The organism is Enterobacter sp. (assembly GCF_977039595.1).
On sequence record NZ_CDRQYH010000009.1, the window covers coordinates 37,082 to 56,132 of the forward strand.

General features: G+C 51.8%; 21 protein-coding genes. 9 read left to right on the forward strand and 12 right to left on the reverse strand.

Features of this window, described 5'->3' with window-relative positions; translation table 11 throughout:
* The first annotated feature begins 37 nt into the window (after window positions 1-37).
* Entirely contained in the window at window positions 38-1,198 is a 1,161-nt protein-coding gene (locus ACWYRJ_RS04885; protein ID WP_111964410.1) for a pyridoxal phosphate-dependent aminotransferase, read from the forward strand.
* On the opposite strand, the gene ACWYRJ_RS04890 is transcribed toward ACWYRJ_RS04885, so the two are convergent.
* From ACWYRJ_RS04890 to citR, 3 genes are all read right to left on the reverse strand, one after another.
* A complete protein-coding gene (locus ACWYRJ_RS04890) occupies window positions 1,199-1,825 on the reverse strand; it encodes an IbrB-like domain-containing protein (RefSeq protein WP_455507500.1) in 627 nt (208 codons plus the stop codon). It lies immediately after the preceding gene.
* On the reverse strand, window positions 1,810-3,033 hold the full coding sequence (locus ACWYRJ_RS04895; RefSeq protein ID WP_111964408.1) for a phosphoadenosine phosphosulfate reductase: 1,224 nt from the start codon (window positions 3,031-3,033) through the stop codon (window positions 1,810-1,812). The genes ACWYRJ_RS04890 and ACWYRJ_RS04895 overlap by 16 nt, the downstream gene beginning before the upstream one ends.
* Window positions 3,034-3,203: 170 nt before the next feature.
* Window positions 3,204-4,103: a DNA-binding transcriptional repressor CitR gene (gene citR, locus ACWYRJ_RS04900; RefSeq protein ID WP_455507501.1), complete on the reverse strand. Its 900-nt coding sequence runs from the start codon at window positions 4,101-4,103 to the stop codon at window positions 3,204-3,206.
* 622 nt (window positions 4,104-4,725) lie between these two features.
* On the opposite strand from citR, the gene ahpC reads away from it, so the two are divergent.
* Window positions 4,726-5,289: an alkyl hydroperoxide reductase subunit C gene (ahpC, locus tag ACWYRJ_RS04905; protein WP_014882974.1), complete on the forward strand. Its 564-nt coding sequence runs from the start codon at window positions 4,726-4,728 to the stop codon at window positions 5,287-5,289.
* 126 nt (window positions 5,290-5,415) lie between these two features.
* Window positions 5,416-6,981, forward strand: a complete 1,566-nt coding sequence (ahpF, locus tag ACWYRJ_RS04910; RefSeq protein ID WP_047648423.1) for an alkyl hydroperoxide reductase subunit F — start codon at window positions 5,416-5,418, stop codon at window positions 6,979-6,981.
* Between the two features lie 61 nt (window positions 6,982-7,042).
* Here ahpF and uspG read toward each other — a convergent pair whose 3' ends face one another.
* Window positions 7,043-7,471, reverse strand: a complete 429-nt coding sequence (gene uspG, locus ACWYRJ_RS04915) for a universal stress protein UspG (protein WP_023310731.1) — start codon at window positions 7,469-7,471, stop codon at window positions 7,043-7,045.
* A gap of 180 nt (window positions 7,472-7,651) precedes the next feature.
* Between uspG and ACWYRJ_RS04920 the strand changes: the two genes are divergently transcribed.
* Window positions 7,652-8,890 (forward strand): zinc-dependent alcohol dehydrogenase, encoded by a 1,239-nt coding sequence (locus tag ACWYRJ_RS04920; RefSeq protein ID WP_455507502.1) that lies wholly within the window; start codon window positions 7,652-7,654, stop codon window positions 8,888-8,890.
* 8 nt (window positions 8,891-8,898) lie between these two features.
* Here ACWYRJ_RS04920 and yldA read toward each other — a convergent pair whose 3' ends face one another.
* Complete coding sequence (gene yldA, locus ACWYRJ_RS04925; protein WP_271367125.1) at window positions 8,899-8,988, reverse strand: small membrane protein YldA; 90 nt, start codon at window positions 8,986-8,988, stop codon at window positions 8,899-8,901.
* A 139-nt stretch (window positions 8,989-9,127) separates the two neighbouring features.
* Entirely contained in the window at window positions 9,128-9,538 is a 411-nt protein-coding gene (gene rnk / locus ACWYRJ_RS04930) for a nucleoside diphosphate kinase regulator (RefSeq protein WP_033144918.1), read from the reverse strand.
* Window positions 9,539-9,784: 246 nt separating this feature from the next.
* On the opposite strand from rnk, the gene ACWYRJ_RS04935 reads away from it, so the two are divergent.
* The gene (locus ACWYRJ_RS04935) at window positions 9,785-10,402 is read left to right on the forward strand and encodes a flavin reductase family protein (RefSeq protein WP_111964405.1); all 618 of its coding nucleotides are present in this window, start codon (window positions 9,785-9,787) and stop codon (window positions 10,400-10,402) included.
* On the opposite strand, the gene rna is transcribed toward ACWYRJ_RS04935, so the two are convergent.
* On the reverse strand, window positions 10,396-11,205 hold the full coding sequence (gene rna / locus ACWYRJ_RS04940) for a ribonuclease I (RefSeq protein ID WP_455507503.1): 810 nt from the start codon (window positions 11,203-11,205) through the stop codon (window positions 10,396-10,398). The genes ACWYRJ_RS04935 and rna overlap by 7 nt on opposite strands.
* Before the next feature lie 94 nt (window positions 11,206-11,299).
* Window positions 11,300-12,667, reverse strand: coding sequence for an anaerobic C4-dicarboxylate transporter DcuC (gene dcuC / locus ACWYRJ_RS04945; protein ID WP_249575710.1), 1,368 nt, complete (start codon window positions 12,665-12,667; stop codon window positions 11,300-11,302).
* A 393-nt stretch (window positions 12,668-13,060) separates the two neighbouring features.
* Between dcuC and pagP the strand changes: the two genes are divergently transcribed.
* Window positions 13,061-13,678: a lipid IV(A) palmitoyltransferase PagP gene (pagP, locus tag ACWYRJ_RS04950; RefSeq protein WP_249429395.1), complete on the forward strand. Its 618-nt coding sequence runs from the start codon at window positions 13,061-13,063 to the stop codon at window positions 13,676-13,678.
* A 191-nt stretch (window positions 13,679-13,869) separates the two neighbouring features.
* Window positions 13,870-14,079 (forward strand): transcription antiterminator/RNA stability regulator CspE, encoded by a 210-nt coding sequence (gene cspE / locus ACWYRJ_RS04955; protein ID WP_002439184.1) that lies wholly within the window; start codon window positions 13,870-13,872, stop codon window positions 14,077-14,079.
* Window positions 14,080-14,298: 219 nt separating this feature from the next.
* Here cspE and crcB read toward each other — a convergent pair whose 3' ends face one another.
* Entirely contained in the window at window positions 14,299-14,682 is a 384-nt protein-coding gene (gene crcB / locus ACWYRJ_RS04960) for a fluoride efflux transporter CrcB (protein WP_008501029.1), read from the reverse strand.
* Window positions 14,683-14,749: 67 nt separating this feature from the next.
* Here crcB and ACWYRJ_RS04965 point away from each other — a divergent pair, with 67 nt between their 5' ends.
* Entirely contained in the window at window positions 14,750-15,538 is a 789-nt protein-coding gene (locus tag ACWYRJ_RS04965; protein ID WP_455507504.1) for a deaminated glutathione amidase, read from the forward strand.
* 125 nt (window positions 15,539-15,663) lie between these two features.
* Window positions 15,664-15,867: a twin-arginine translocase subunit TatE gene (gene tatE / locus ACWYRJ_RS04970; protein WP_023310742.1), complete on the forward strand. Its 204-nt coding sequence runs from the start codon at window positions 15,664-15,666 to the stop codon at window positions 15,865-15,867.
* 81 nt (window positions 15,868-15,948) lie between these two features.
* Here tatE and lipA read toward each other — a convergent pair whose 3' ends face one another.
* The 3 genes from lipA to lipB form a co-directional block, all read right to left on the reverse strand.
* Entirely contained in the window at window positions 15,949-16,914 is a 966-nt protein-coding gene (gene lipA / locus ACWYRJ_RS04975) for a lipoyl synthase (protein WP_028019480.1), read from the reverse strand.
* A gap of 207 nt (window positions 16,915-17,121) precedes the next feature.
* Window positions 17,122-18,075 (reverse strand): YbeF family transcriptional regulator, encoded by a 954-nt coding sequence (locus ACWYRJ_RS04980; protein WP_455507505.1) that lies wholly within the window; start codon window positions 18,073-18,075, stop codon window positions 17,122-17,124.
* A 291-nt stretch (window positions 18,076-18,366) separates the two neighbouring features.
* Window positions 18,367-19,008, reverse strand: a complete 642-nt coding sequence (gene lipB / locus ACWYRJ_RS04985; RefSeq protein ID WP_111964398.1) for a lipoyl(octanoyl) transferase LipB — start codon at window positions 19,006-19,008, stop codon at window positions 18,367-18,369.
* Window positions 19,009-19,051 lie beyond the last annotated feature (43 nt).

Here is a 19,051-nt window from a genome sequence, read left to right on the forward strand (position 1 = left end):
TGGCAGCAACATAAGTATTACAGGCAGGCACGACACAATGAGCAATAACGCATTGATTCCGCAGAGTAAACTTCCCAATCTCGGTACCACCATCTTTACGCAGATGAGCGCTCTGGCACAAAAGCACAACGCCATTAACCTTTCTCAGGGGTTCCCGGATTTCGATGGCCCGACGTATCTGCAGGAGCGTCTCGCGTACCACGTGGCGCAGGGGGCAAATCAGTATGCACCGATGACGGGCGTGCAGGCGCTGCGGGAAGCCATTGCGGATAAAACGGCGGAGCTGTATGGCTATAAGCCCGATGCGAACAGCGACATTACGGTGACGGCAGGGGCGACCGAAGCGCTGTATGCCGCCATCACCGCGCTGGTGCGTACGGGCGATGAAGTCATCTGCTTTGATCCGAGCTACGACAGCTATGCGCCTGCGGTTGAACTCTCCGGCGGCGTGGTGAAACGCGTGGCGCTCCAGCCGCCGCATTTCCGCCCTGACTGGCAGGCGTTTGCTGCGCTGCTGAGCGACAAAACCCGCCTGGTGATCCTGAATACCCCGCACAATCCGTCGGCGACGGTGTGGCAGAAAGCCGATTTCGCCGCGCTGTGGCAGGCAATTGCGGAACGCGAAATTTACGTGCTGAGCGATGAGGTCTATGAGCACATTTGCTTTGCTGAAGAGGGACACGCCAGCGTGCTGGCCCATCCGCAGCTTCGCGAGCGTGCTATCGCCGTCTCTTCGTTTGGTAAGACCTACCATATGACCGGCTGGAAAGTGGGCTACTGCGTCGCACCGGCGGCTATCAGCGCTGAGCTGCGCAAGGTGCACCAGTACCTGACCTTTGCCGTGAACACGCCGGCCCAGCTGGCGCTGGCGGATATGCTGCGCGCTGAGCCCGGACATTACCGCGAGCTGCCGCACTTCTATCGTGAACGTCGGGATCTGTTTGTGACGGCATTAAGCAAAAGCCGTCTGGAAATTTTGCCCTCAGAAGGGACCTATTTCCTGCTCGCCGACTACAGCGCGATATCGGAGCTGGACGACGTGAGTTTCTGCCAGTGGCTGACGAAAGAGGTCGGCGTGGCCGCCATTCCGCTGTCGGTGTTCTGCGCCGATCCCTTCCCGCATAAGCTGATCCGTCTTTGCTTTGCGAAGCAGGAATCGACGCTGCTGGCGGCGGCAGAGCGCCTGAACACGCTCTGATTATTTCACTGTCCAGGCTTCTGAGTAACGGCGGTCTGCAAAGAGCTCCAGCAGGCCGTTGATTTGCTTGAGGCGCAAGACTTCATCGCTGTCCATTCCCAGCTCCTTGCCTATTTTCTCATCATTCCAGCCAAGCAGCGCCAGCTCGCGAACGATTTCCGACATGGCGTTAATCTGGTGTCGACCCCGCGCCCGATTGTGGCGAATGGTTGCGGCCATACGGTTATGTTTATCCTGCCGATCCCGACGCAGGCAGGTGACGGGGAGATAACCCTTAAGCTGACGCTTCAACGCCGCCCGATTTTTACCGATTTCATGGCGATGAAAACCATCCACGATTTCGTAGTGTTGCGGTTCACTTTCTGTCACAACGATAGGTTGGGTGAATCCATCGAGTTCCAGCGACTTACTGAGCAGTCGTTTTTCTGGTGGAGCAACGTTATTGGGGTTGTAATCGTTAGCGGTAATAGCGTCCTGTCTTATCCAGAGGACGCAGTCTATCGGTTGCTCGCGAAACGGACTGTGTTTATGGATCGCCTCACGAAAAGCATTTATTGCGTTAATGCGGTCCTCTTCTGAAAGTGACTGAAGGTACGTTTCCATCTCGGTGATTAGTCTTTGTCGCATAATATGCCCCACTCCTTGCGTTTAGCCTTCATTCTGTCGCTGTAGCGCTGATAATGTTTGGGTTTATTCGGGCTGAACGATAGCGCCCTGCACCAGTAGTCGTTATTCAGGAGAACCTTGCAAATACGGCGCCATGAGGGAATGTCTTTGGCTCCGATATCACCGTCCTGGGTATCGGGAATATCCTTCATGCCTCTCTTCTGATACCAGTGCAGATAAATGGCGATTTTATTGCGGTAATGCTCAGCCGTATTTTGCGGCATGCTTTCGAGGAGCAACATGGCATATTCGCGCCAGCAGAGGTGTTCGGGTTTCAAAATTTTTCGGTGACCATAAAAATGATTATCGTGTCCGGCGTACATTCCTCCGCTGCGTGCACCGCTCACGCGCTCGCACATGGCCGCCCAGCGATCGGGCTCAACAACGTGGTAGAGCCATAGTCCCTGGCGCTGTTCTGGGCCAAAGGGTTCACAAATACGCATGTAGCGTAGCGGCACGCCAGCCTGAAACATCAGGTCATAAAGTGGGTTATAGCAACAACCTGATTTGGCGAACCAGGTCCATATATCGGCGGTTTTCCAGTCGTAGAGAGGATAGATATACCAGGCATGTCCTCCCGGTGCGACGGTAGTCCAGGGTTTATCGTCGGCAAACCGCTGCTTACGCGCCGATGCAATAGCCAGGAAACGGTTGTAAGACTCATCGGCGCGGATGCCAATCAGTACCGCCGCCGGGCGATTGCGAGAGAACCAGTCGCAGAAACTGCGGACAAAGGTTTCAAACGTCATGCCAGGCTGGTAGAAAGGAAAAAAAGCGGGATCGGTTATCGCATCGCCGGGAGGCTGGCGGACCCATTGGGTGCCGGGTTCCCAGCATTGCCATTCCGGCTGGAATTGCGACAGTGAATTTTGCGTTGTCAGGGGAAGCGCGACCCACCAGAAATGGTTAATGACATCGCTGTACAATTCTCGCATATGTTGCACATGGTTAATGGTATGGGAAAACTGCGCCTCCCAGTCAATAAAGAGCACATCTATTTTGACTTTCATCTGTCGCGCCTGTTGGGCAACCAGATGCAGCATGACGGTGGAGTCTTTTCCACCTGAAAAAGAAACACAGGTTCTGGGAAAATTTTCGAGAGTCCATTTTATTCGTTCCCGAGCAGCAGTAAGAACATCCTGGTTTAAAGGGTATTTATAAATTGACATGTTTATTCTCATCCTGAGGAATAAATACCAGACTGTAGCGTCAAAACTAAAGAGAGGATTATATCAGTCAACAATTAAATGGATATATGACGGTCATGTCGCGTAGTTCTATAACGGTGGTGTATGTTTTGCAGTATGTTTCCCATTTGGTGCGAAAACTACATCAATATTCATGGTGATGATATTTCTCCAATAAAACTGGCGAATGCCGAGCTATTGAGTGCAGAACGATTATACATCATGTAAATATCAATGCTGGGGAAATGAATGTCTGTTTCCACTTTGCGCAGATTGAGGGCGGGCCCATATTGTTCGAAGGCCGACGTGGGTACTAAACCTATGAGATCGGATGAACCGATCATCGACAGAAGGGATATAAAAGAGTCGCTACGATAGACGATATTTCTTTCGAATAACAGGTTATCGGCCTTGTTCTGATAGCCTTTGAAGCTGTTCTCACCGTTCAGGCAGGCGGTGAAGTTTTCATTCAGAATTTCTTCACGTGTAGGATTTTCACCGAGACGGGGGTGACCCTCCCGACAAACGAGAACGAAAGGAAGTTTATGGTAGAGGCTACAGGCGACAGAATGACTGTTAGAAGAGGAATACGAGAATATCAAGTCCGCCCTTCTGTAGGCCAGGAGATCTTCCGCTGAATCAGGAGAAGGAAAAACATCATGTAATTCAATCGAATAGTTATGGTTATTCATGAGCAGTTTTATAGGATCAAGGGTTGCTTTCGTACTCATAAACTGCGGGCAATAAATGACAAAATTCTTCTTCAACCCGCTGCTGTGCATGATATTGATAGTCTGCTCTAGCTGGTTCAGGTTCTGTTCCAGATGATAATGCAAATTGACGCCGACGGTCGTGGGCGTGATCCCTTTTCCGGAACGGATAAACAGAGGATCGTTAAGTTGTCCTCTCAGGCGTTGCAGTGACTGGCTCACGGCAGAGGGCGTGATATACAGCGTCTCGGCGGCTTTACTGATACTAAGGTGTTGGTAAATACACTCAAAAATGACTAACAGATTAAGATCGAATTTTTTAAGGTCATAGAGGTTTGCCATGTTTCGTCCTGAGATGCTGCGTTTGCTTTGGTTATCATATAACTGATAACAATAGTTTGAAGCTAATCATTAACAATCCGTTCGGTTAACTTTCGTAGTTTTAAATTAAAATCATCTTAATATATCACGGTGCCAGATTATTGAAATAGCGCTTCGAAGACGATTAGGATAATTTTATCCTCGAGTAGGGAGTAAACGTATTAAATGACAATTGTCACTTATATATTGTGATGGTTTTATAATAAAAATAAATTTATAACGCTCCGCAATGATGTTCGACATAGCCTATCACAGCCATAGGCAGGAATGCCTCTCTTATGGATTGCTCAATCCCTGCGCGGGTGGTGTAATCAAACGGCTGTTACCGCCTTGATATAAAGGGTTGTAGAGCGCAACGCAACGCCAGTTTCGGCTGGCACTGAATGTACCTGCGGGGAATTCAGGTATCAGGGCCGCCCGTTGAGGCGGCCTTTTTACTTTCAGGCTTTCCTGTAAAAGGTTCACCTTGTTGTCTTGTCGACGTTGTAAGGTTTGGCTGATTGATTTGATAAAGCATACGCATTAGCCCCGATGAATAAAGTTGGTTACCTTACATCTCAACGAAAACACGGAGGAAGTACAGATGTCTTTGATTAATACCAAAATTAAACCTTTCAAAAACCAGGCGTTCAAAAACGGTGAGTTCATCGAAGTTACCGAGAAAGATACCGAAGGCCGCTGGAGCGTCTTCTTCTTCTATCCGGCTGACTTTACCTTCGTTTGCCCGACTGAACTGGGCGACGTGGCAGACCATTACGAAGAACTGCAGAAGCTGGGCGTAGACGTTTACTCTGTCTCTACCGATACCCACTTCACCCACAAAGCATGGCACAGCAGCTCTGAAACCATCGCCAAAATCAAATACGCGATGATCGGCGACCCGACTGGCGCCCTGACCCGTAACTTCGACAACATGCGTGAAGATGAAGGCCTGGCTGACCGCGCCACCTTCGTTGTTGACCCGCAGGGCATTATCCAGGCTATCGAAGTTACCGCTGAAGGTATCGGCCGTGATGCTTCTGACCTGCTGCGTAAAGTGAAAGCCGCTCAGTACGTGGCTTCTCACCCAGGCGAAGTGTGCCCGGCAAAATGGAAAGAAGGCGAAGCAACGCTGGCTCCATCCTTAGATCTGGTTGGTAAAATCTAAGTTTTGCCCATTCAGTAATCAATGGGCGCACCGCGCCCATTTCATTCCAGCACCATGATGCAAGTTGCATTCAGGCCGCCCGTATAAGGCAGCTTGCATGATGACGTCTTAAGAGAGGGAAGAACAATGCTCGACACAAACATGAAAACCCAGCTCAAGGCCTACCTTGAGAAACTGACCAAACCCGTTGAGCTGATTGCTACGCTTGACGACAGCGCCAAATCGGCAGAGATCAAGGAACTGCTGGCGGAGATCGCCGAGCTGTCGCCGAAAGTGACCTTCAAAGAAGACAACGCGCTGCCGGTCCGTAAGCCCTCTTTCCTGATTACCAACCCAGGGTCCGATCGAGGACCACGCTTTGCCGGTTCTCCGCTGGGTCACGAGTTTACCTCACTGGTGCTGGCGCTGTTGTGGACCGGTGGTCATCCGTCAAAAGAAGCGCAGGCGCTTCTGGAGCAAATCCGCGATATCGACGGTGATTTCGAGTTTGAAACCTACTACTCGCTCTCCTGCCACAACTGCCCGGACGTGGTGCAGGCGCTGAACCTGATGTCGGTCCTGAACCCGCGCATCAAGCACACGGCGATTGATGGCGGTACCTTCCAGAATGAAATCACCGATCGCAACGTGATGGGCGTTCCGGCGGTCTACATGAACGGCAAAGAGTTCGGCCAGGGCCGCATGACGCTGACTGAAATCGTCGCCAAAGTGGATACCGGTGCTGAAAAACGTGCGGCGGAAGAGCTGAACAAACGCGATGCCTACGACGTGCTGATCGTCGGTTCCGGCCCTGCCGGCGCGGCAGCAGCGGTGTACTCCGCGCGTAAAGGTATTCGTACCGGCCTGATGGGCGAACGCTTTGGCGGCCAGGTGCTCGATACCGTGGACATCGAAAACTATATCTCCGTGCCGAAGACCGAAGGCCAGAAGCTGGCGGGGGCGCTGAAGGCGCACGTCAGCGACTATGACGTGGACGTGATCGACAGCCAGAGCGCCAGCAAGCTGGTTCCGGCAGCGGTCGAGGGGGGGTTACACCAGATTGAAACCGCCTCCGGCGCGGTGCTGAAAGCCCGCAGCATTATCATTGCCACCGGTGCGAAATGGCGCAACATGAACGTCCCGGGTGAAGATCAGTATCGCACCAAAGGCGTGACCTACTGTCCGCACTGCGACGGTCCACTCTTCAAAGGTAAACGCGTGGCGGTGATCGGCGGCGGTAACTCCGGCGTGGAAGCGGCCATTGACCTGGCGGGGATTGTTGAACACGTAACCCTTCTGGAGTTCGCTCCGGAGATGAAAGCCGACCAGGTTCTGCAGGATAAAGTTCGCAGCCTGAAAAACGTCGACATCGTACTGAACGCGCAGACGACGGAAGTGAAGGGCGACGGCAGCAAAGTGACCGGTCTGGAATATCGCGACCGCGTGAGCGGCGACGTGCACAGCGTTCAGCTGTCAGGGATCTTTGTGCAGATTGGTCTGCTGCCAAACACCACCTGGCTGGAAGGCGCTATTGAGCGCAACCGCATGGGCGAAATCATCATTGATGCGAAGTGTGAAACCAGCGTGAAAGGCGTGTTTGCGGCGGGCGACTGCACCACCGTGCCGTACAAACAGATCATTATCGCCACGGGCGAAGGGGCGAAGGCGTCTCTGAGTTCATTTGACTATCTGATTCGCACCAAAACCGCATAAGAAAAGAAAGTAAGGCTACACCTGCAATAGCGAGAGGCCACCGAAAGGTGGCCTCTTTTTTTTATCTGACGACCATCACCGGTATATGGGTATGGCGGATGACGCTGGAGGCGTTAGAGCCCAGCAGATGCGTGGTAATGGAAGGGTTGCGCGAACCGATGACCACCACGTCTGCCTTCAGTTCGTTCGCCAGTTCGTTTACCGCATCGCGAACGCTGCCGAATCTGACGTGCGTTTTGATTCGTGAAGGGTCGATGCTGAAGTGGCTGACCATGGTTTGCAGGCGAGTTTCCGCTTCATGCTGCAAATGCTCCTCGAAGCGGCGTACATCGGCGGCAAAGCGGTGCAGGCTCAGGCTGGCGGAACCCGGCAGTACGTGTAAAAGATGGATAACACCGTCCTGCTGCGCCAGGAACTCCGCATGGCGAACGGCCTTGTCGCTCAGCTCCATCTCAAAAACATCAACCGGCATAATGATTCTCTGATACATACCCGTTTCTCCTTGTTTATAAACGCTGAACTCATTTAACCATAAAATATTAATGGTTTCTGTAAGCGCTCCGTCAGTTTTCTTATCTCACCAGGATAAATCTCAAAAGCCCCGTATTCCAGGGCAGACCTTCAGGGGTAGCTACCCTTATACACTTACCTGAAGCCTTTCGGAGGTCGCATGAAAGCACTTACGTATCACGGTCCGCACCATGTTCGCGTCGAGAATGTCCCCGATCCCATCATCGAACAGCCTGACGATATCATTCTGCGCGTTACGGCCACGGCTATATGCGGCTCCGATTTGCATCTTTATCGCGGAAAGATCCCGAAGGTGCAGCACGGCGACATTTTTGGCCATGAGTTTATGGGGGAAATCGTCGAGTGCGGCACACAGGTGAAGAATTTGCAAAAAGGCGATCGCGTGGTGATCCCCTTTGTCATCGCCTGCGGAGACTGTTTCTTCTGTCGTCTGCAGCAATACGCGGCCTGTGAGAATACCAATGCCGGGCAGGGTGCCGCGCTGAACAAAAAGCAAATTCCCGCACCGGCCGCGCTGTTTGGCTATAGCCATCTCTACGGCGGCGTGCCGGGGGGGCAGGCGGAATATGTCCGCGTCCCAAAAGGCAACGTCGGGCCGTTTAAGGTCCCGCAGCTTCTTTCCGATGATAAAGCGTTATTCCTTTCCGATATTTTGCCTACGGCCTGGCAGGCGGCAAAAAATGCGCAGATTGAAAAAGGCTCAAGCGTAGCGGTTTTCGGTGCCGGGCCGGTGGGGCTACTGACCATTGCCTGCGCGCGACTGCTGGGGGCTGAGCAGATCTTTGTTATCGATCATCATCCGTACCGGTTGCGATTTGCAGAGGCGCGTTACGGCGCAATCCCTATCAACTTTGATGATGATAACGACGCGGCGGAAAAAATCATCGAACAGACCGCGGGCCATCGCGGCGTTGACGCCGTGATTGATGCAGTCGGGTTTGAAGCGAAAGGTAGCACCACTGAAACGATCCTCAGCAATCTTAAAATTGAAGGTAGTAGCGGCAAAGCGTTGCGTCAGTGCATTGCTGCCGTTCGACGCGGTGGGGTGGTCAGCGTACCCGGCGTGTACGCTGGGTTTATTCATGGCTTCCTGTTTGGCGATGCCTTCGATAAGGGGCTGACGTTTAAGATGGGCCAGACGCACGTCCATGCCTGGCTGGGTGAACTGTTACCGCTGATCGAAAAAGGGCTGCTTACCCCGGAAGAGATCGTGACCCATTATCTTCCCCTTGCGGATGCGGAACGCGCCTATAAGGTATTCGAAAAACGGGAGGAAGAGTGCCGGAAGGTGATTCTGGTCCCTGGTGCGGAAACGCCCGAGGCCGCAGAGCAGAAAGTTAAGGGCCTGGTAAATGCTTTCCCGGGTGGGGTTGCATGAGTTCTTGCTTAACTGTGGCGTTCAAGATAAAGCACGGCCGCAACGATAATCGCCACAATAATGAGAAAAATAAGTGTGATAGCCAGTATCTCACTCATGACCGTCCCCACGGCACCAAAACAGATTAAGCCTGGGTTAAGGGCCTTTTGCGCGATATAAGAAAATGGGGTGAATTTACGGAAAGAGGATGCGGCTGCATCCTCTGTGCAAAGCGGGTGGGCGCTTGTTCAGAAGTGTTTAACGCAGGTAATCGCCCGCAGCTTCTGGCTGGTACAGCAACGCCAGTACTTCCAGATGGGCAGAGGCGCCGCCCGGCAATTCCCAGTGGATCGTATCCCCCGTTCGCAGCCCCAGCAGTGCGGCGCCCACAGGAGCCAGAACAGAAAGCTGTGTGCTGCTGTCGGTCATCTGAGCCGGGTAAACCAGCGTGCGGGTCAGCTCTTCCCCGGTGGTCAGGTTGCGGAATTTCACCTGGCTGTTCATAGTGACCACGTCATGCGGCATCGTCTCAGGCGTGCACATCTGTGCCCGGTCGAGCTCCTCATTAAGGGCGTCGGCCACGGGGAGCGAGGCGAATTCCGCTTTTTCCAGCAGTCTGTCGATACGTTCTGCGTCGAGCTCATTGATGATAATGGTAGGTCTGGACATTTTTTACTCCATGTCGTTAATGCTGCGTCTAACGCAGAAACTGATCCAAAAGAAAACCCTCGCCGTCTGGCAGCGAGGGTTTAACTCTCCCGATGATACTGGCTGAGCGCGCAAGTTTGAAGTGATGAAGGTCACATTCATGGTCCATATGAATTTTCACTGAAATTTATTCAGTCTTCATTCCCGGCGGAATACGTTACGCTGAGTGTCCTGAATCCGGGCGTTGCCCACCAACGAGAGAGCACTATGTACTTCTATCAACCGTCCCAGGGGCACGGCCTGCCGCATGACCCGCTAAACGCCATTATTGGTCCACGTCCGATTGGCTGGATCTCCTCCTGCGATAAGGCCGGTCAGCTCAATCTCGCGCCGTATAGCTTCTTTAACTGCTTTAACTATCGCCCGCCGATCATCGGCTTTTCCAGCAACGGCTGGAAGGACAGCGTGCGTAATATTACCGAAACAAAGGAATTTGTCTGGAACCTGGCAACGCGCGATCTCGCGCACGCGATGAATCAAACCTCTGCAATGCTTCCTCACGATCGGGATGAATTTAGCTTTGCCGGGCTCACGCCAGCGGCAAGTCAACTGGTTAACGCGCCCCGCGTCGCAGAAAGCCCGGTGAACTTTGAGTGCCGCCTGTCACAGTGCATTCAGCTTACCGGTGCCGACGGCACACCGGTCGATACCTGGCTGGTGTTGGGGGAGGTGGTCGGTATCCATATTGCCGAAACGCTGCTGGAAGAGGGGATATACCAGACGGCGAAAGCGCAGCCCATCCTGCGTGCGGGTGGGCCGACGGCGTATTATGGCATCAGTGACGAAAACCGGTTTGATATGGTGCGCCCGACTGTGGGTCAGTAACCGACTTTATCAATCACGAATTGATTTCCGCAGTTACCTGGATGTGGCTGCGGCGCAAATGACGCTGCAGAAAGCGGGTTGTTGATAGTGTCAGCCTTCAGCGAAATCTGCATCTCGGTCAGATACGCCGGGTTGCCGTTGCATGTCAGCTTGATCGCTTTGATGTTCTCCCTGCCCCAGCTTTTGGCAACGGCACTGTCAAAGTCGCTGCGATTGACGGGTTTTCCGTAGTTATCGGCAAGGAATTTACCGACCGCACTGTTTTTAACTTCCTGGTTCATTCGCACCATCGTGCCGAAATAGGCATCCGGATCGAAACCAAAGCAGACGCCATGTTTGGCGTATTCGTAGCGTTCCAGGCAGGAATTACCGCCTGCACCCGGCATCACGTCGTTGAGCTTTGCGGCAGCGGAAAGCGACAGCCCGGTTTCGGCGGCATCGCATTTGCGGCTGGCCTTCACTTCCGGCATGTTCGGAATGGGGCGCGTGGCGCAGCCAAAACGCATCCATCGACGCTCATCTACCCCGCGTGCGGCGATGGATTTCGGCAGGCCGGGCCATAGTCCGTGAACGGTCAAAAAATCGGCTTTATTATCACGCTCTTTTTGCAGGCGACATTCGTCAGGTTCATTGCGGTTGCGTTCGACCATGCTCTGGCAAAAACCGGTTTGCCAGGACAGAGCCAACACATAGCGATCGAAATCGCCGTACTGTGTTGCCTTCAGCGGTTCCGCCTGTGCGGAGAAGATACAGAGAGCAAGCGCCATTGCGCCAGACGGGATGACGATATCCTTCCTGAACATATGATTTCCTGATCGAATGAGCACGATTAATTTCTGGAAGTTATTAAAGCACAAAAAGCGCCCGCAGGCGCTTTTTGGATATCAGTAATTTAGCTTAGGCCGCGCCGGGAACCAGCACTTCCGTGGCGATAATCACGATAATCAGACCAACCAAAACGGGTACTGAGGTGCGCTTGACGACTTCAAATGGCGAGATTTTCGCCATTCCGGCAACGGCAACGACCACGCCCGACACCGGCGAAATGGTACGGCCCAGGTTTGACGCCTGCAGCATGGGAATGGAGAGATAGGCCGGGTTAATGCCGGAGGAGTGAGCCAGTTTCGGGATCATCTCAACGAAAGCGTAGAAAGGGGCATTACCGGAACCGGTGGTCATCGCCGCCAGCATGGTGAGTACCACCAGAACCAGCATCAGGATAATACTGGCCGAGCCGAACGAGGTGGCGATAGAGATCAGGCTCTGGATAAAGCCGATCGTGCTCAGACCTTGGGCAAAAACGCCCGCTGCAACCAGCAGCATCACCACGCCAGCGAAGGCATCCGCCATACCGCGATACGCTACTTCCAGACCCGAGAAGACCTTTTGCGTGTTAAAACCGCGCACAAACTCCAGCGCGGCGGCAAGCAGCATACAGATAACCAGAATGGTGATGATGTGCAGCTGTGGACCCCATTTGCCGTCAAAAATCAGCACTCCGACGATCGGAGTGAACGGCAGAATGGCATAGAGCGCGGGAGCGGTGGTGGTGATTTCACTCACATTCATCATTTCATGGCTAATGTTTTCTTTCTTATCGAGATAGCGTTGCCAGAAGAAATGCGCGATCCCCATGCCCACTATGGCAACGATTGAGATCGGTAACGTGGTTTTAAAGGCGAAGTCGATGAGTGACATCTCCGCCGCCTTTGCCGCCAGCACAACGTCGCCGGATGTTGGGGAGAGAATAATGGCCGCAGGAGACGCACAAATTGCCGCTGCTGCACCACGGCTGATGCCCACGTTCACCATAACCGGGAACAGCGTGGCCATCAGCAGTACGCCAAGTCCGGTAGCCGACGAAACGGCCAGCGACATCAGGCAGGCGAGGAAATAGGCCGCGACCATCAGCAGATATGGCGAATTGATGTATTGCAGAGGTTTGGAGGCAAGCTTAACGACCATATCGTTAGCGCCGATGTGGGTCATATAGGCCGCAAAACCACACAGCATCATGATCATCATGCCCAGATCGCCGCCGCGGCTCATGAGCAATATTTTAATGTATTCAACAATATCTGTAGCGCTGTAACCGGTGCTGGTCGCGCTGGCAGGTAACACCTGATGCCCCATTATTGCGCTGATAATCAGCAGTGTTAAACCGCCAACAAATAATACGCCCGTGGCCGAGTAACCTTTAATGATGTAGCGTGCGACGCCGACAATGACGACGACTCCAATAAGGAGTTCGAATAGCGTAAGCATGATTTCCCCTGTATCTCTGCTGCAATGGAGCACAAAAAATCAATAAAAAAAAGAAGGATGAAAATGTGCCGAATAATTGGCCTGTTCTTGCTGATTAAAATCAATAAACAGACGACTAGAGAACAGAACAACCGTGTTTTTGCCATGGTTCATACATTTATGTCATGAGGCCCTTGACCGTCAGAAATAGCGCAACATGTCCCAATAATGATAACAAATTGTTAATGCTTTGTGTGGTTATGCATGTCACTGATTAAGAAGGTTAAAGTATAAGCCCACACTCCGAATGGGTTTATTTGAGCGTGCTGCATGCTTTCTTTAAGAATATTCCCGGAAAGAGGCCGAATAATTAGGAATAACGCCGATGTCGTTAAGACTTGATTCAACTACTTTATGGTAAACTTTGCTTCGAATACTAAGAATGGTAATTGCATTGTGATCGTACGTAATACATTTTTCTCTATTTTGTTGTTTATTTTTGGGCAGTTAACGTTTTCTTCTGTTGCACAGGCAGAAGGCAAAGAGGCGGATAAAGGCTGGTTCTCAACCTTTACGGATAATGTTTCCCAGACATGGACGGCACCCGAACATTATGATCTCTATGTTCCGGCAATAACGTGGCATGCGCGGTTTGCTTATGACAAAGAGAAAACCGATAAATACAACGAGCGTCCATGGGGTGCGGGTTTTGGTCAGTCGCGCTGGGATGAAAAGGGAAACTGGCATGGCATCTATCTGATGGCCTTCAAAGACTCGTTTAATAAATGGGAGCCTATTGGGGGTTATGGTTGGGAGAAAACCTGGCGCCCGCTAGCGGACGAAAACTTCCACGTCGGTTTGGGCTATACCGCCGGGGTCACTGCACGTGACAACTGGAACTACATCCCGATCCCAGTGCTGCTGCCGTTGGCCTCTATTGGCTATGGCCCCGCAACGTTCCAGATGACCTACATTCCGGGTACGTACAACAACGGTAACGTTTACTTCGCATGGATGCGTTTTCAGTTTTAACTGACAAAACGTTACATGCTGGTGAAAAAAACGCGCAGACGTTGATTCATAAGCGATAAAAATCTGTCAGTGAAAATTAACGCGACTTTAGTCACTTTTTATCAAAGATCCGCTGGACAAAAGGTCCCACAATTGATGTACTGATAACCGACACAGCATTTGTGTCGTTTTTTAATGTAAAGGTAATTTTGATGTCTAAGATTAAAGGTAACGTTAAGTGGTTTAATGAGTCCAAAGGATTCGGTTTCATTACTCCTGAAGATGGCAGCAAAGACGTGTTCGTACACTTCTCTGCAATCCAGTCTAATGGTTTCAAAACTCTGGCTGAAGGTCAGCGTGTAGAGTTCGAAATCACTAACGGTGCCAAAGGCCCTTCTGCTGCTAACGTAATCGCTCTGTAATTCAGACGCGTCAGCAAGAATTTCAAAACCCGCTCAACGAGCGGGTTTTTTTCGTGTTGAATCAGCCAAGCAGATACATTTTCAGGAAGCTGGCAACGATCAGCACGCTCAATAACACCATTCCTGCGCTCATCAGACTCTGTTTCATTCTGTCACCCTCGTTCAGTACTGCATTCAGAGTGACAGAGAAAAATTAAGCCAACATTAACGGTTCGGCTGTTAATGCGCGCTTGCGGAAGAAAATAGCCAAAATGCGATCCCCGTCATCGCAAAAGAGCCGAGCATATTGATCGCCATATTCATCAGCGCCCAGCCGATACGGCCTTCCTGAAAGAGAAAAACTGTCTCCGCAGAAAAGGTTGAGAAGGTGGTCAAACCGCCGCAAAATCCGGTTGTAATCAATACCTTCCACATTGGGTCGATGTGCGTCATTCGGTTAAACCAGGCCAACCCCATGCCAATGATAAAAGCACCAATCAGGTTAGCGGCAAGCGTCCCCATGGGAATCGCCTGATGCAGGGGATTAAACCGCATACTCAGAAACCACCGCGCAACGCTACCCGTTCCCCCACCAATAAAAACGGCTAAAAGTAGTTGTAACACGCTAAATACCTGCTATTTGATGTGTAAGAGAAGCGAGTTTAACGCCGTTTATGATAAGGGGACAAATATGTATGTTGCGGTAGGGCAGTTTGTGGTCACGCCTGAGTGGCATAAAAATGCGCTCACGTGCGTCAACCTGATGAAGCAGGCCGGGCAGAAAGGGGCGTCGCTGCTGGTTCTCCCCGAGGCGCTGCTGGCCAGGGATGATAATGACCCGGATTTATCCGTGAAGTCCGCGCAGCCGCTGGACGGGGAATTTTTACAACATTTGCTCGCCCAGAGCGCGGGCAATACGATGACGACAATCTTAACGATCCATGTCCCCTCCACGCCGGGTCGCGCAGTGAATACGCTGGTGGCCATTCGTGACGGGGCCATAGTCGCACATTACGCCAAGCTTCATCTCTATGACGCGTTCAGCATCCAGGAGTCGAGGCTCGTTGACCCCGGAGACAATATCCCACCGCTGCTGGAGATTGACGGATTCAGGATCGGGCTGATGACCTGCTATGACTTGCGTTTTCCCGAGCTGGCGCTGCATCTGGCGCTGCAGGGTGAGGACATGCTGGTACTTCCTGCCGCGTGGGTCAAAGGGCCGTTAAAAGAGCACCACTGGGCAACGCTGCTTGCGGCACGCGCGCTGGATACCACCTGCTATGTCGTTGCCGCAGGAGAATGTGGCACGAAAAACATCGGACAAAGCAGGGTGGTTGATCCGCTGGGGGTGACGATAGCCGCCGCCGCTGAAGCCCCGGACTTGCTGGTGGCGGAGATAAAATCAGAGAGAATTGCGCTTGCGCGTCAGCAATTACCCGTTCTTCTTAATCGTCGGTTTGCGCCACCGCAATTATTGTGATGTTTTTTTCAACAATGCTTGATTCACCTTGTTACAGATTGCTATTGTGTGCACGCGCTAAATGACCGTTAATACAATCAGGTTTTGGCGCTGAATGCAGCCTGTTATAAGTAAAGAAGGTATCTATGGGTGAGATTAGTATTACCAAACTGCTGGTGGTTGCCGCACTGGTCGTCCTGCTGTTTGGTACCAAGAAGTTACGCACGCTGGGTGGTGACCTGGGGGCTGCCATCAAGGGCTTTAAGAAAGCGATGAACGATGATGATGCAGCGGCGAAGAAAAGCGCCGAGGATGACGTCCCGGCAGATAAGCTTTCTCACAAAGAGTGACAGCATCGCCCGAGGGCTTGCGAAAAAAAACCGGCTCATGTGGCCGGTTTTTTTGTATTACTGTAAATGAATATTACAGCATTATTTCACTTCTTCGCCTTTAGCCTGCATATCGGCATGATATGAGGAGCGAACAAATGGGCCGCATGCTGCGTGGGTGAAGCCCATCGCCATCGCTTCGGCTTTCATTTCATCGAACTCGTCCGGGCTCACGTAGCGCTGTACCGGTAGGTGGTGACGGCTTGGCTGGAGATACTGTCCCAGGGTCAACATGGTCACACCGTGGCGACGAAGATCGCGCATCACCTCGATGATTTCGTCGTTAGTTTCACCCAGACCCACCATCAGACCGGACTTAGTCGGAATATGTGGATGCGCTTCTTTGAAACGCTCCAGCAGTTTCAGAGACCAGTTATAGTCAGCACCCGGGCGTACCTGACGGTAGATACGCGGCACGTTCTCCAGATTGTGGTTAAACACATCTGGCGGCGTGGCGGTGAGGATATCCAGCGCGCGGTCCATACGGCCACGGAAGTCAGGCACCAGCGTCTCGATTTTGATGTTTGGGCTTTTCTCGCGAATGGCCGTAATACAGTCGGCGAAGTGCTGCGCTCCGCCGTCACGCAGATCGTCACGGTCAACGGAGGTGATAACCACGTAACGCAGCGCCATGTCGGCGATAGTCTGCGCTAGCTTCTGGGGTTCGTTAGCATCAGGTGCGACTGGACGGCCATGAGCAACATCGCAGAACGGGCAGCGACGGGTACAGATAGCACCCAGAATCATAAACGTCGCGGTACCGTGATTGAAACATTCAGCAAGGTTCGGACAAGAGGCTTCTTCACAAACGGAGTGAAGGCCATTCTTGCGCATCGCCGCTTTGATCCCCTGGATACGCGAAGAGTCGGCCGGAAGTTTGATTTTCATCCATTCCGGTTTTCTTAACAGCGCCTCGCGCTCTGTAGCCACGTTTTTAACCGGGATAAGGGCCATTTTATCGGCATCGCGGTATTTAACACCGCGTTCCATCACAATGGGTTTACTCATAGCGTGCGTGTTCCAGTTGCGAATATCGAAGGAAAGCGTTTCAATTCAAGGGAATGTTGTATTTATCAACTATTTTTGAACGAACGACAGGCAGTATATCATTGAAACGGTCGTTAAAGCAGCCTGCCAGATCGCCAATTTGTAAAATAGTTGTTGTTTTGTGCCTTTTGCCCTGCCCGTTGCAGGGACTTGTGCTGGGTAAACCTGTCAGAAGGCCTGACGGATAATGCGGATGACGTTTTCAAGGACCGGATCGCGCAAACTCAGCTTGTTATAATGAAGTGAAATCTCGATAGATTCCGCATTAAGCTGGCTGAGCGGAATGCTTTCCAGCGGCCAGCATTTTCGTAGCAGACCGTACAGGCGTGATGGCATAACGCACAGCATGTCGCTGCTACCGATCAGGGATGCGGTGGTAAACATATTGTAGCTGCTGAAGCTGATCTGTCGTTCAGGGAAAATTTCATCAATGCGCTGACGAAGTGCATGGTTAGACTGCCCTTCGGTCATGAAAGACGAATGGTCGTAGTTGCGAAGGTTTTCGATGGTCAACGGCTCGCTAAGAGCAGGATGCTGCTGGCGGCAAACCAGCACCAGATTATCTGCATAGAGCACATTTTGACCCAGCGCTCTGGCACTGAAGCTGCCGCTTTCTATAATCAGGTCCGTCTGGAACTGGGCAAGTTGAACGTCAGGTTCATTGAGAGGCACATTGCGAAGCAGGAGCTGCGGAGCATGCTCTTTCACGGCCTGAAAGATCGCAGGCATGACCAGTACACCCACAGAAGGGGAACAGCCGATGGTGATGGTTCTTTGCTTATCATAGCTCCCGGTTAAATCCAGTGCGCCCAGAATCGACTCCAGACCCTGGCTGATGTACTCATGCAGATGCGTGGCGTAAGCCGTCGGCGTTACCCCCTGGCCCTTACGGATAAATAACGGGTCAGGAAATATAGCGCGCAGCTTTTGGATTGACTGGCTTATTGCTGAAGGCGTGAGATTAAGAATTTTCGCAGCGTTAACGATACCCTTATGGACATATACTGCCTCAAAAATAGTCAATAAATTGAGATCAATATTACGTAAAGTCCGAAAAATTTGCGGCTTGTCTTCGCCACCGGGTTCATTCAGTCGTTTGGCTGGTAAATTATTATACTCCACGCTTTCACTCCGTATACATTCACAATATGAATGATAGTTGAATTTATTTATTATGCTTGTAGAGATTCGTAAAGTGTTGGTTTTGTTTCACTTGTTTATCAAAAGCAAACACTTGTGTGATAATTGCTCACGTTACTTATGCCGTGTTTGCCGTACTTGCTGGAGGCTAAATAATATGTAGCGGTAATATTCGGGCGCTTCGAAAATATAGAATCTGTGGATTATTGTAAAGCGCAAAAACGGTAAATAAACGATGGCCCGCCAAATTAGCGAGCCATGTTGTATGATATATTAAGCAGCGATATATTCGTGTGGGGGATTGTTAAGTAGTGCTAAAACATTCTTCAAAAGCACGGGACGAATACTGTCTGGCGTAGCGGTTTCAACCCACTGACGCACTTGCGTCATTTCCATGCCGGCGTAGCCGCAGGGGTTTATGCGCTGGAAAGGGGCGAGATCCATATTTATGTTCAATGCCAGGCCGTGGAACGAACAGCCTTTACGAATACGCAGCCCCAGAGAGCAGATCTTCATTTCCCCAACGTACACCCCAGGCGCATCGGCTCGCGGATGCGCATCAATACCATATTCCGCCAGCGTGTTGACGACAGTTTGTTCCAGTAAGGTAACCAGCTCGCGGACGCCCAGCTTTCTGCGCTTCAGGTTGAGCAGGACGTACATCACCTGCTGCCCGGGTCCATGGTAAGTGACCTGACCGCCGCGATCGCTCTGAATAACCGGGATATCTCCCGTCATTAACAAATGTTCTGCTTTACCCGCCTGACCCTGAGTAAATACCGGCAGGTGTTCGACAAGCCAGATCTCATCCGGGGTGCTGTCATCGCGTGAATCGGTGAAGTCATGCATAGCCTGGGAGACAGGCTCATAAGGTTGCAGCCCGAGGTGACGGACCAGAATTTTATCCTGATACAAAACTGCGTCTCCGAAGACGAGGGACAAAAGGTGTGCGGGATTA

Excerpts from the sequence above, each read along its gene's own strand:
- ACWYRJ_RS04885 (WP_111964410.1), top strand. The coding sequence starts at position 38 with ATGAGCAATAACGCATTGATTCCGCAGAGTAAACTTCCCAATCTCGGT.
- ACWYRJ_RS04890 (WP_455507500.1), bottom strand. The coding sequence starts at position 1,825 with ATGCGACAAAGACTAATCACCGAGATGGAAACGTACCTTCAGTCACTT.
- ACWYRJ_RS04895 (WP_111964408.1), bottom strand. The coding sequence starts at position 3,033 with ATGTCAATTTATAAATACCCTTTAAACCAGGATGTTCTTACTGCTGCT.
- citR (WP_455507501.1), bottom strand. The coding sequence starts at position 4,103 with ATGGCAAACCTCTATGACCTTAAAAAATTCGATCTTAATCTGTTAGTC.
- ahpC (WP_014882974.1), top strand. The coding sequence starts at position 4,726 with ATGTCTTTGATTAATACCAAAATTAAACCTTTCAAAAACCAGGCGTTC.
- ahpF (WP_047648423.1), top strand. The coding sequence starts at position 5,416 with ATGCTCGACACAAACATGAAAACCCAGCTCAAGGCCTACCTTGAGAAA.
- uspG (WP_023310731.1), bottom strand. The coding sequence starts at position 7,471 with ATGTATCAGAGAATCATTATGCCGGTTGATGTTTTTGAGATGGAGCTG.
- ACWYRJ_RS04920 (WP_455507502.1), top strand. The coding sequence starts at position 7,652 with ATGAAAGCACTTACGTATCACGGTCCGCACCATGTTCGCGTCGAGAAT.
- yldA (WP_271367125.1), bottom strand. The coding sequence starts at position 8,988 with ATGAGTGAGATACTGGCTATCACACTTATTTTTCTCATTATTGTGGCG.
- rnk (WP_033144918.1), bottom strand. The coding sequence starts at position 9,538 with ATGTCCAGACCTACCATTATCATCAATGAGCTCGACGCAGAACGTATC.
- ACWYRJ_RS04935 (WP_111964405.1), top strand. The coding sequence starts at position 9,785 with ATGTACTTCTATCAACCGTCCCAGGGGCACGGCCTGCCGCATGACCCG.
- rna (WP_455507503.1), bottom strand. The coding sequence starts at position 11,205 with ATGTTCAGGAAGGATATCGTCATCCCGTCTGGCGCAATGGCGCTTGCT.
- dcuC (WP_249575710.1), bottom strand. The coding sequence starts at position 12,667 with ATGCTTACGCTATTCGAACTCCTTATTGGAGTCGTCGTCATTGTCGGC.
- pagP (WP_249429395.1), top strand. The coding sequence starts at position 13,061 with ATGGTAAACTTTGCTTCGAATACTAAGAATGGTAATTGCATTGTGATC.
- cspE (WP_002439184.1), top strand. The coding sequence starts at position 13,870 with ATGTCTAAGATTAAAGGTAACGTTAAGTGGTTTAATGAGTCCAAAGGA.
- ACWYRJ_RS04965 (WP_455507504.1), top strand. The coding sequence starts at position 14,750 with ATGTATGTTGCGGTAGGGCAGTTTGTGGTCACGCCTGAGTGGCATAAA.
- tatE (WP_023310742.1), top strand. The coding sequence starts at position 15,664 with ATGGGTGAGATTAGTATTACCAAACTGCTGGTGGTTGCCGCACTGGTC.
- lipA (WP_028019480.1), bottom strand. The coding sequence starts at position 16,914 with ATGAGTAAACCCATTGTGATGGAACGCGGTGTTAAATACCGCGATGCC.